This window comes from Sciscionella sediminilitoris (assembly GCF_000737195.2).
GTDB classification, from domain to species: domain Bacteria; phylum Actinomycetota; class Actinomycetes; order Mycobacteriales; family Pseudonocardiaceae; genus Sciscionella; species Sciscionella sediminilitoris.
Genome location: NZ_JALM01000003.1, coordinates 47,721 through 58,646 on the forward strand (window position 1 = coordinate 47,721; position 10,926 = coordinate 58,646).

11 protein-coding genes are annotated in these 10,926 nt (G+C 69.4%); 7 read left to right on the forward strand and 4 right to left on the reverse strand.

The window, feature by feature from the left end:
* Window positions 1-52: 52 nt before the first annotated feature.
* Complete coding sequence (locus AD72_RS00665) at window positions 53-1,018, forward strand: acetylxylan esterase (RefSeq protein WP_031464350.1); 966 nt, start codon at window positions 53-55, stop codon at window positions 1,016-1,018.
* Window positions 1,018-1,791: an SDR family NAD(P)-dependent oxidoreductase gene (locus tag AD72_RS00670; RefSeq protein ID WP_031464351.1), complete on the forward strand. Its 774-nt coding sequence runs from the start codon at window positions 1,018-1,020 to the stop codon at window positions 1,789-1,791. Before AD72_RS00665 ends, AD72_RS00670 begins: the two co-directional genes overlap by 1 nt.
* A gap of 7 nt (window positions 1,792-1,798) precedes the next feature.
* Here AD72_RS00670 and AD72_RS00675 read toward each other — a convergent pair whose 3' ends face one another.
* Window positions 1,799-2,743, reverse strand: coding sequence for an alpha/beta hydrolase (locus AD72_RS00675; protein WP_051897636.1), 945 nt, complete (start codon window positions 2,741-2,743; stop codon window positions 1,799-1,801).
* 101 nt (window positions 2,744-2,844) lie between these two features.
* Between AD72_RS00675 and AD72_RS00680 the strand changes: the two genes are divergently transcribed.
* Window positions 2,845-3,438 (forward strand): TetR/AcrR family transcriptional regulator, encoded by a 594-nt coding sequence (locus tag AD72_RS00680; RefSeq protein ID WP_197284842.1) that lies wholly within the window; start codon window positions 2,845-2,847, stop codon window positions 3,436-3,438.
* Here the strand turns inward: AD72_RS00680 and AD72_RS00685 are convergent.
* Window positions 3,410-6,373 carry an aminotransferase class III-fold pyridoxal phosphate-dependent enzyme gene (locus AD72_RS00685; protein ID WP_051897641.1) on the reverse strand — a complete coding sequence of 988 codons (2,964 nt, stop codon included), beginning with the start codon at window positions 6,371-6,373 and terminating at the stop codon, window positions 3,410-3,412. The two genes, AD72_RS00680 and AD72_RS00685, sit on opposite strands and share 29 nt — an antisense overlap.
* Window positions 6,374-6,453: 80 nt before the next feature.
* Here AD72_RS00685 and AD72_RS00690 point away from each other — a divergent pair, with 80 nt between their 5' ends.
* The 4 genes from AD72_RS00690 (at window position 6,454) to AD72_RS00705 (ending at window position 9,714) form a co-directional block, all read left to right on the forward strand.
* Window positions 6,454-6,888: an Lrp/AsnC family transcriptional regulator gene (locus AD72_RS00690; RefSeq protein WP_031464355.1), complete on the forward strand. Its 435-nt coding sequence runs from the start codon at window positions 6,454-6,456 to the stop codon at window positions 6,886-6,888.
* Between the two features lie 50 nt (window positions 6,889-6,938).
* On the forward strand, window positions 6,939-8,588 hold the full coding sequence (locus AD72_RS00695; protein WP_051897643.1) for an APC family permease: 1,650 nt from the start codon (window positions 6,939-6,941) through the stop codon (window positions 8,586-8,588).
* A gap of 24 nt (window positions 8,589-8,612) precedes the next feature.
* Complete coding sequence (locus tag AD72_RS00700; RefSeq protein ID WP_231644697.1) at window positions 8,613-9,212, forward strand: TetR/AcrR family transcriptional regulator; 600 nt, start codon at window positions 8,613-8,615, stop codon at window positions 9,210-9,212.
* 70 nt (window positions 9,213-9,282) lie between these two features.
* Window positions 9,283-9,714 (forward strand): DUF2871 domain-containing protein, encoded by a 432-nt coding sequence (locus AD72_RS00705; protein ID WP_031464358.1) that lies wholly within the window; start codon window positions 9,283-9,285, stop codon window positions 9,712-9,714.
* A 23-nt stretch (window positions 9,715-9,737) separates the two neighbouring features.
* Here AD72_RS00705 and AD72_RS00710 read toward each other — a convergent pair whose 3' ends face one another.
* Both AD72_RS00710 and AD72_RS00715 read right to left on the reverse strand, forming a co-directional pair.
* On the reverse strand, window positions 9,738-10,379 hold the full coding sequence (locus tag AD72_RS00710; RefSeq protein ID WP_051897645.1) for an HAD family acid phosphatase: 642 nt from the start codon (window positions 10,377-10,379) through the stop codon (window positions 9,738-9,740).
* A 93-nt stretch (window positions 10,380-10,472) separates the two neighbouring features.
* Window positions 10,473-10,901: a DoxX family protein gene (locus AD72_RS00715; protein WP_031464360.1), complete on the reverse strand. Its 429-nt coding sequence runs from the start codon at window positions 10,899-10,901 to the stop codon at window positions 10,473-10,475.
* Window positions 10,902-10,926 lie beyond the last annotated feature (25 nt).

Genomic DNA, 10,926 nt, shown 5'->3' on the forward strand with positions numbered 1-10,926 from the left:
ACTTTATGTCTGTCCGGCCAAGAGGGAGACATCAAGTGATTTAATGACTTCCATGTTGTTCGGCATCGACGAGGCTGAGCTGCGCGGATACCGTCCCGCACGCCAGGAACCAGCGGACTTCGACACGTTCTGGGATCACACGCTCACCGAAACGACGGCATTCGCACTCGGCCCCGAATGCGTTCCGGTGGCAAGCCCGCTACGCACCGTCCGGGTGTTCGATGTGACGTTTCACGGATTCGGCGGCCAGGAAATCCGTGCCTGGCTGCAGATCCCGGAAAACGTACCCGGTCCGATGCCGTGTGTGATCGAGTACATCGGCTACACCGGTGGCCGCGGACTGCCCATCGACCGCCTGCTGTGGAGTGCTGCCGGATACGCGCAACTGGTCGTGGACACCCGCGGCCAGGGCACCGACACCCCGGACCCGGTCGGCGATCACACGCCCCAGGTCTCCGGATTCCTCACCAGGGGCGTGCTGGATCCGCTGCACCACTACTACCGCAGGGTGTTCGCGGATGCGGTGCGCGCGGTCGAGTTCGCACACGGCCACCCGGACATCGACGCGGAACGGGTGCTGCTGCACGGCGGCAGCCAGGGCGCCGCGATCGCACTCGCCGCCTCGATTCTCGCGCCACGGCGGGGTTTCGGGGTCGCCGCGCTGCTCGCCGATGTCCCTTTCCTCAGCGACATCCGGCACGCGGTCGAGCTCACCGAGGCCGATCCCTACGTGGAGCTTGCCCGCTACTGCCGCACCCATCCCGAACACACCACCCGGGCCTTCGCCACCCTCGACTACTTCGACGGTCTGCAGTTCGCGGTGCGCGCCCGGATTCCCGCGCTGTTCTCCGTGGCACTGCGCGACGAGGTCTGCCCGCCGCACACCGGGTTCGCGGTGCACAATCACTACGCGGGCCCGAAGGATCTCGTCGTCTGGCCCTATTCCGGGCACGAGGGCGGCGGCACGTTCCAGAAACAGCTCCAGCTCGAGTTCGCCGAGAAGATCAAGGAGTCGTGATGACACAGGGAGAATTCGCCGGATCGGTGGCGCTGGTGACCGGCGGCTCCGCAGGGATCGGGGCGGCGGCGGTGCGGCGGCTGCTCGAGGGCGGCGCGCAGGTCGCCTACTGCGGGACCGAGACCGCCGAACTTCCCGGGGCGAGCGGAACCGTGCTCGACGTGGCCGAGCCCGCCGCGGTCGCCGACTGGGTCACCGCGTGCGCGGAACGGTTCGGCGGTATCGACATTCTGGTCAACTCCGCGGGAATCCAGCGCTATGGCACCGCGGAGCACACCTCGGACGAGCTCTGGGACGAAGTGTTCGGGGTGAACGTGAAGGGCATCTTCCACGCCTGCCGCGCCGTGCTTCCGCACCTGCGCGCCCGGGGCGGCGGGGCCATCGTGAACGTCTCCTCGGTGCAGGCCTTCGTGGCTCAGACGAACGCGGCCGCCTACTGCGCGAGCAAGGGCGCGATCAACGCGTTCACCAAGGCCATGGCCGTGGATCACGCGCACGAGGGGATCCGGGTGAACGTCGTCTGCCCCGGATCGGTGCACACCCCGATGCTGCGCTGGGCGGTCGGACTCACCGCGGACGGGCGGGACACCGGGGAACTGCTCGGCGAACTCGGCGCGGCGCATCCGCTCGGGCGGGTCGCCGAACCGGAGGAGGTCGCCGAGCTGATCGCCTTCCTCGCCGGACCGCGCGCCTCATTCATCACCGGTTCCGAACACCGGGTGGACGGCGGGCTGCTCGCGGTGAACGCGGCGGAGGGACCTTACCGGCCCTGAACCGGGGTCACCAGCGCTGCGCGAGGAACCGGGCCCCGTACTCGCACGCGGCCTTGGCCTCCGGAAGGGAGTCGGCGCCGAGCATCTGGAACCCGTGCACCTGCCCCGGCCAGATCTGCACCTCGCAGCGCCGCCCGCGCAGGGCTGCACCGAGCAGCTCCGCATCGGCGACCACGCACTCGGTGCCACCGGTCTGCACCAGCACGGGCGGCCAGCCGCCGGTATCCGTCTCCAGCGGGGACAGCCGCGGATCATCGGTACGCCCATCGGGCAGGTAGGCCTCGAGCAGCCAGTTGACGGTCTTCGCGGGCGGGTACACCGGATCGGGCTGTTCGGCATCGCGTGCGCACGCCGCCTTCCCGGTGATGTCCACGGTCGGCGAGAGCAGCAGCGCGGCGCCGGGCATCGGCAGCCCGTTGCGGGCGAGATCCCCGAGCAGGCCCACGAGCAGATACGCCCCCGAGGACCCGCCGCCGAGGCGAATGGACTCGGCGGGGAATCCCGCGTCCAGCAGTCCCCGATACGCGGCGAGCACATCGTCCTGCGCGGCCGGGAAGGGATGCTCCGGCGCCAGCCGGTAACTCGGCAGGAACGCGGGCAACCCCGAACGCTGCGCATAGCGGGCCGCGAAACCCTGTTCTCCAGCAGGGGAACCCGCGACCAGACCGCCGCCGTGCACCCACAGCAGCACACCGTTCGCGGCATCCGTCCCGGCATCGCCGACCAGCAACCCGGGTCTGCCGTAGGCGACCTCGCGCACCGTGCAGTCCTCCGGGGTCTTGACGCTCAACAGCTTCTCCCCCATCGCCCGCGCCAGCCGCAGCCGGATCCCCTTCGGCCGCATCAGCCCCGCCATCCGCCGGTTGTGCCGCAGCTTGGCCAGCGCCCGCACACTCTCCTCGCTCGGCCGCTCGGGAATCGGGTTCGCGAAAAATCCGGTAAACGTCTCCATTACACCCTCCTTTGCGTGTCAAAACCATTCTAACCGATCGGTCAGAATGGTGCACAGAGGTTTTACCGGCGAACCTCACCCGGGTGATAGTGTTCTTGACCGTGCGGTCAGCAGGGCGCGACGAGGAGCGCAGGGAATACCTCGTGCAGTGCGCGATCGAGGTGATCGCCGAGCTCGGGGTGAAGCGCGCCTCGCTGTCCGAGATCGCAAGCCGGGCGGCAATCACCAAGGGCGCGATCTTTTACCACTTCACCAACCGCAAGGAACTACTGGACGCGGTGTTCACCACCGTCGCCGGGCGCGGGGCCGGGTTCATCCAGGAACGCATGGCCGGCGCGTCCGGCCCGACCGCGCGGCTGCGCGCCTATCTCGAGGCGTTCCCCGCCGCGCTCCTGATCGCCCCGAACGACATCCATGCGATGATCGCCGTCGCCGCCGAACACGAGCTCGGCGGGGATCCCGCGCTCGAGGAAATGGCCCTCGCCCCGATCGAGGAGATTCTGCGCGAGGGGCAGCGGACCGGCGAATTCCTGGATTTCCCGATCCGCTCGATGGCCTTGGCGATCCGGGGCACGACGGAAACGCTTCCCGGCTACGCGGCCCGCCATCCGGACCTGGATCTGACCGCCCACGGCCGGGCCCTCGCCGATCTTTTCGAACGCGCGGTCACCGGGACCGTGGCGCACAACGGCTGAGCGCGCGCTCGAGCACATCCGCGGCGTGGTGTGCCTGCGCGAGACTCAGCACCAGCGGCGGCTTGATCTTGAGCACGTTGTCGTGCGGCCCGTCGGTGGACAGCAGCACGCCGTCGGCTTTCGCGGCTTCCACCACCCGGTTCGCGCGCTCCTTGTCGGGGCGTTTGCTCGCGGTGTCCTCGACCAGTTCCATCCCGAGGAACAGCCCGCGCCCGCGCACCTGCCCGATTCCGCCGTCGTGTTCGGCCAGTGCGGACAGCCGCTGCACCAGGTGGCCGCCGACCACCTGCGCGTTCGCCATCAGCCGTTCCTCGGCGAGCACTTCGAGAACCGCCTGCCCGGCCGCGCAGGAGACCGGGTTCCCGCCGTAGGTGTTGAAGTACTCCATCCCGGTCCGGAACCGGCGCGCCACCTCGGGCGTGGTGACCACCGCGCCGATCGGATGACCGTTCCCGATCGGTTTGCCGAGGGTGACGATGTCCGGAACCACACCGTGTCGTTCGAAGGCCCACATGTGCTCGCCGACCCTGCCGAATCCGCACTGCACCTCGTCGGCGATACACAGCGCGCCCGCCTCCCGCGCGTGTGCGTAAGCGGCGGCGAGATACCCCTCGGCGAGCTCGACCTGGCCCGCGCAGCCGGGAATCGACTCGTGCACGAAAGCCGCGGCCGGGGTGTGGCGTGCGGACAGTTCGGCACAGTGCCGGGCCACATCCGCGGCATAGCGCGGGCCGTCCGCACCGAACTCGCCACGGTAGGGATCCGGGATCGCGCAGACCCGGACGTGTTCACCGGGCCCCGTTCCCCCGGACCGGTTGAACTTGTACGGGCTGATCTCGATCAGTGAGCTCAGGTTGCCGTGATAGGCCCAGTCCAGCACCAGGGTGTGCCGCCGCCCGGTCGCGGTGCGGGCCAGCCGCAGCGCCAGGTCGTTGGCCTCGCTCCCGGAATTGGTCAGCAGCACCACGTTCAGCGGATCCGGGAAGGTCGCGGCCAGCGCGCGGGCGTACTCGGTGAGGTTCGCGTGCAGGTACCGGGTGTTCGTGTTCAGCCGCCCGGCCTGCGCGCTGAGTGCCTCGACCACCCGGGGATGACAGTGCCCGACGTGGCAGACGTTGTTCACCAGGTCCAGGTAGCGCCTGCCGTGCACATCGACCAGTTCCGCGCCCTCCCCCTCGACGATGTGCAGCGGCTCGGCATAGCTCAGTGACAGGGTGGGCGCGAGGTTCGCCGCCCGGCGCGCCGCGATCTGTTCCGCGTCCCGCGTGGCCGCCGCCTCGGTCACGGCCCGCGCGCGCAGCACGAGGTTCGGATCGGGGCAGATGCTCTCCCACACATCCACCTCGCTCGGCCGCACGGCGCCCGGCAGGTCGGTCGAGCGGCCGAGCAGCGTGGTGAACAGCTGCACGTGAATGTGCGGCGGCCAGCCACCGTTCTCCCCCGCCGCGCCGACCCGCCCGATCCGTTCCCCGCGGCCGATGCCCTGCCCGGCGCGGATTCCGGTGACGCTCTCCCGGTCGAGGTGCCCGACGAGCAGCCAGAACGGGGTGCCCGAACCGGTCCGGTACTCCAGCAGGAGCACCCCGCCGTAGTCGTAGTCCGCGCCCCGGAACTCGGCCGCGGCAACGGTTCCCGCGAAGGGACTGAACACCTCGGCGCCCGCGGCGGCGAACACGTCGATACCCATGTGCACGCTGCGCCGTTCCCCCTGCGCGCTCGCGAAGGCCGCCGAGCGGTACACCACCCGGTCCTCGCGGTAGCGGCCGATGCTCAGCGTGGCCGCGCCCGCCGCGCGCTGCCTGGCGATCGCGGTGTCCACGGCGGCGGCCCCGTTGCCGATGTGCAGCTCCGCGGGGCCCTCGGCGCTCCAGTCGATGGCGTGCACCCGCGCGCTCGCCGGATCGGTGCGCAGCATCGGGGCGGGAGCGCAGTCCGCCCCGCGCAGCCAGGTCACGATCTCCCTGCCCGCGGCGACCGGGCGGTATCCGCAGGCGTCCCGGAACCGCGCGGTCAGCAGCTCACGCGGTACCTCGGCGAGCCTGCCGAGCAGCTCCCGGATCGCGGGCTGGCTGGTCTCCAGGTATGCGTTGCCCGGATCGGCGGCGTGCTGGTCGGCGGCGTTGCACAGGCTCATCGCCAGTCGCAGATCCACCAGATCCGGCAGCAGGTCCAGTTCCGCCGCCGACAGCGGGGAATTCCCGTGGTACCCGGCGAGCACCGAACAGGCCGCCGCGACCGGGTCGGGCGCGCCGAGCTGGGCGTAGGCGAGCGCGACGGCCAGCCCGCACACCCGGGGCGCGCGCACCACATCGCCGAGGTCCACGATTCCCGCGATCTCCCCGTCCGCGCCGACCAGGATGTTGTGCTCATTGGCGTCGTTGTGGATCGCCTGTCCCGGCAGCGCGGCGAGCCGGGGCGCGAACTCCGGCAGCCGCGCGAACACCCCTGCGGCGAACTCCCGCTCCGGTCCGGCGAGCAGCACCACCGCGTGTTCGAGCGCCGCGGCGTGCAGCGGATTCCACCGGTAGTCCCGGTCCAGTTCCGGATGCTCGAATCCGGCCAGCCGTTCGTCCAGCGCGGCGACCGCGGCCCCGAGCGCGCGCAGCCGGGCCGGACCGGGGGCACCGGCGTGCGCCCACACCGTCCCGGGAACCCAGTGCAGCAGGTGCGCACGGCGCCGTTGCCCGTCCAGTTCGACGTCCGCGCTGGCCGCGAGCCGGGTGGTCGGTACCGCCGTGCTGTCCCCGAGGTGGGCAAGCAGCGCCTCCTGCATGACCAGTTCCGCGCTCGCCGTGCCGGCCGCGTACACCTTCAGCAGATAGCGCGGGCTCCCGGCCACGTCCAGTCGCAGGTTCGTATGCCGTTCCCCTTGCAGGGCAACGGCTTCGGCGTGCACATCGAAGGCATCGCTGGCGAGCTCGGCGAATTTGCGCATACTCCGGAAGCTAGGCCGCGGCCGTCCGGGCTGTCGAGAGAATCCGCACGGCGAGCGCGAATCTTGCAATAATCCGGCGCATGGACGAGATCGATCGCGGAATCTTGCATGAACTGCGCCGGGACGGCCGGAGTTCGCTCGAACGTCTTGCGCACGCCTGCGGCCTGGCCGCATCCTCGGTCAAGCGCCGGATCGCCCGGCTCGAGGAGTCCGGGGTGATCCGCGGCTACACGGTGCGGCTCGACCGATTCGCACTCGGCCGGGGAACCCAGGCGCTGATCGGGGTGTTCGCCGCTGCGGGCACCACGCGGGAGGCGCTCACCGCGGCGCTGACCGGACAGGAGGAGATCGTGCGGGCCTGGACGACGGCGGGGAACGCGGATGCCCTCGCCCTAGTGCAGGCAAGCGATATCGATCACCTCGAGGAGGTCATCCTGCGGCTGCAGCGCACCAAGTGCATCGCGCACACCCGCACCCAGGTCCTGCTGAGCGAACTGGTGGAACGGGACTGTTGAGCGGTTTCCGCTGACCTCGGCGCCGCTACCTCAACGAGGAGGACAAGGCCATGGCGACACCACTGCACGACGGTACCCGGCGCACCACGGTCCGGCTGGACACCGGACTGCGCCGGGACATCGGCCGCCGGAGCCTGCTGTTCACCGGAGTCGGCTCGATCATCGGCTCCGGATGGCTGTTCAGTTCCCTGGAAGCGGCGCGGATCGCCGGTCCCGGCGCGATCTTCTCCTGGCTGATCGGTGCGGTGATGGTCACCCTGATCGGGCTCACCTTCGCCGAACTCTCGGTCATGTTCCCGGTCGCGGGCGGGGTGATCCGCTTCGCCCAGTTCGGTTTCGGTTCGTTCGCCGGATTCTTCGCCGGATGGGTGCTCTGGGTGGCCTGCGCCGCCTCCGCGCCGAGTGAGGTGCTCGCCGTGCTGCAGTACGCCAAGCCGTATCTGCCCTGGCTGATGACCGAGAAGTCCGGGGTGCTCGTGGTCACCGGCGGCGGGCTGCTGGTCGCGATCGGGCTCATGGCGGTGTTCAGCGTGATCAACGTGTTCGGCGTGAAACTGTTCGTGCGCTTCAACGACGCGCTCGTCTGGTGGAAGCTGCTGATCATCGTGGTGACCATCGGCGGGCTGTTCGCGCTGTCCTTTCATCCGGGCAATCTCGTCGAGCACGGCGGGTTGTTCCCGGCCGGAGCCGGTTCGGTGTTCACCGCGCTGCCCGCGGCCGGGATCGTGTTCGCCTTCCTCGGGTTCCGCCAGGGCGTGGAGTTCGCCGGGGAATCCGCGGACCCGCAGCGCAATGTGCCGTTCGCGGTGATCGGCTCGATCGTGGTGACCGGGCTGCTCTACGTGCTGCTGCAGATCGCCTTTCTCACCGGGCTGCCGGAACACCTGCTCGGCGCGGGCTGGGCGCACGTCACGTTCACCGATGTCGCTGGCCCGCTCGCCGGGCTCGCCGGGATACTCGGTGCCACCTGGCTGGCCGTGCTGCTCTACGCCGATGCCATCGTCTCCCCCGGCGACACCGGACTGATCTACACCGCGGTCACCACCCGGATGGCCTTTGCCAACGCGCGCAACGGAAACGCCCCGCTCGCGCTCACCAGGCTGAACCGGCGCGGCATTCCGTGGATCGCGGTGCTGCTCACCTTCGTCTTCGGCTGCCTGTTCTTCCTGCCGTTCCCCGGCTGGCAGAAGATCATCGGGTTCATCACCTCGGCCACCGTGCTCACCTTCGCCTTCGGCCCGGTCGCGTTCGGGGCGCTGCGCCGCACTCTTCCGGATCAGCCGCGCCCGTTCCGGCTGCCCTGCGGTGACCTGCTGGCCTATCTGGCGTTCCTCTCCGCGAACCTGATCGTGTTCTGGACCGGCTGGGAGGTCAACGAGAAACTGTTCGCCGCGATCGCGCTCGGTTATGTTTTCCTCGCCTGCTACCGGAAATTCGCCCGCCGCACGCTGCCCGCCCTGGACTTCCGCGCCGGTTCCTGGTGCCTGATCTGGATCGCGGGGATGGCCGTGCTGAGCTACTTCGGCGAATTCGGCGCCGCGAAGGACACCGTGCTGCCCGGTGGCAGAGGCCCGCTCGGCATGATCGGCGGCACCCTGATCATCGCCGGATTCAGCGCGGCCGTCTACGCCTACGCGATGCTGCTGCGCCCCTCGTTCGCGAACACGATCGCGAATATCGGCGACCCGCGCGAACAGTGACACCGCACCGGGCATGATGGGCGCATGACCGGAAAGTCCCGAGGACGCCCGAGCACCGGGGTGCGCCAGGCGCTGCTCGCCGCCGCGGAGGCGGTGCTGTCCGAGACGGGTGTGGGGAAGCTGTCCACCCGCGAGGTGGCGCGCCGTGCCGGGGTCGCCGAGTCCAGCATCTTCTACCACTTCGGCGACCGGCTCGGGCTGCTCGGCGCGGTGGTGCGCGAACACCTGCCGCTGTACCAGTCCGTGGCCGCCGAGGTGCTGGAGAGCGCGGCGAGCCGGTCCGTGCGGGACAATCTGCTCGCCCTGCTCGACGCGCTGGAAGCGTTCTACGTCCGGATCTCGGGCATCCTCGCCGCGGTCCAGGCCGACCCCCAGCTGCACGCCGAGTTCGCCGGCCGCCAGTCCGGGCCGCAGCGCGCGCTCGGTCCGCTGATCGACTATCTGAGCGAGGAACGCGCCCGCGGGCGGGTGCGCGCCGGGCTCGACGTGGATTCGGCCGCGCTGCTGCTGCTCGGTGCCGCGCACCAGCGGGCGCTGCTGGGCCATCTCGGCGGCACCCGGCTCGACGCGCTGCCCAGCACCGCCTCGATCGCGGACACCCTCGCCGCCTCGATCACCCCGTGATCCCTGTGTATGCTGGCCACATATTTACTGAGTCCGTGCTCAGTAAAACCGTTCCGAACGAAAGACCACCATGCGCAAACTGTTCTTCGCCGCCCTGACCTACACCGTTCTCGGCCTGCTCGCCGGAATCTACTACCGCGAGCTCACCAAGGCCTATGACTTCACCGGGGACACCCAGCTCAGCACCCTGCACACGCATCTGCTCGCGCTGGGCATGCTCGCTTTCCTGATCGTGCTGGCCCTGGAGAAGGTCTTCACCCTGAGCGCCAGCCGCTGGTTCCGGTACTTCTTCTGGTTCTACAACGCCGGACTGCTGATCACCGTGGCACTGATGACCGTGCACGGCACCCTCACGGTGGTCGGTTCCACCTCCGGTGCGGCCATCGCGGGAATCGCCGGGCTCGGCCACATCGTGATCACCGTGGGCATCGCATTCCTGTTCGCCTGCCTGTACGCCCGGCTGCGGCACGCCGGATCGGATACCGGCGCGAAGAAGAACTGAGCATTACGCCACAGCGGCCCGGATCACGCCAGCCAGCCGTGGTAGTCGGGAAGTTTGACCGTGTGTTCGGCATGACCACCGGCCAGATCGCCGGCCGAGTTCCCGATATTGGCCACGATCGTATAGCCGCGGTTTTCCAGGCCTTCCCTCGCGTGCTGTTTGAACGCCTGGAGTGATTCGGTGCTGAGCAAGGGATGCAGCACCAGCCCGTCGACCGGATACCCCACCGCGCGCAGGTTGTTCCGGGTGGCCTCGCGCAGTGGTTCCGGGCGCCCGGTGATGAAGAAAACGCCGAATCCGCGATGCTTCGCGGCTTCGACCAGCCGCTGGACCGGTTCGATCGCCGGAATGTCCGGCAGCCGGAAGTGGTACTGCGTCTCCAGGCTCGTGTTGTCGATGTCGAGCACGATCGCGGGTTTCTCGCCGGGCTCGATCGGCACCGATCCGAGATAGCCCGTGGCGGGTGCGGTGGCTTTCGTCACGTCGCCGATCCAGGTCCGGTAGTCCGGCAGCCACGGCGGCACCGCACCCGCCGTCCGCGCGGAAGCGGGCGCGGGATCGGGTGCCGCCGTCGCCGTGGTTCCGGCGAGCAGCGTGCCGGAAACGGCAAGCGAGAGAGCCAAAGCGGTGGATTTCGCCCAGCCGCGCGGAAGACGAGGATGCATTGACGCGGAACCTCCTTGCTGTCCGCGCAGCACTCTGCTGCAGAACCACCGCGCTGGCAACCACCGGATCGGTTCCGTAGCGGGAAACTCCCCTCAGCCGGCGGTCGCCGCCCGCAGCACCGGGGCGCGCGGATTCAGTTTCCGGTCGAGGGCGAACCGCCCGCCGCAGAATCCGAGTGCGAGCGAGGTGAGCGCGAGCACCAGGACGTATTCGAAACCGCCGTCGGTGGCGAAGAAACCCGAACCGATGTGCGCGATCAGCCCGGCACCGACCATGTCCGCGGCGAGCAGCACACCGAACACCGGAAGCAGCAGCCCGAGGATCAGCGAGACCCCGCCGAGCAGTTCGATCAGCGCGGCCACCCAGGCCGAAAGGGTCGGCAGCGGAACACCCATCTCCACGAATCCGGCCGCCGTCGCACTCATTCCGTCGATGGCCAGCTTCTGCAGTCCGTGCGCGATGAACACCACGCCGATGCCGATTCTCGCGATGAGCAGCAGTACATCTCTGGTCTTTGTCATGGTTTCTCCCCTCGTGAGGTCGATG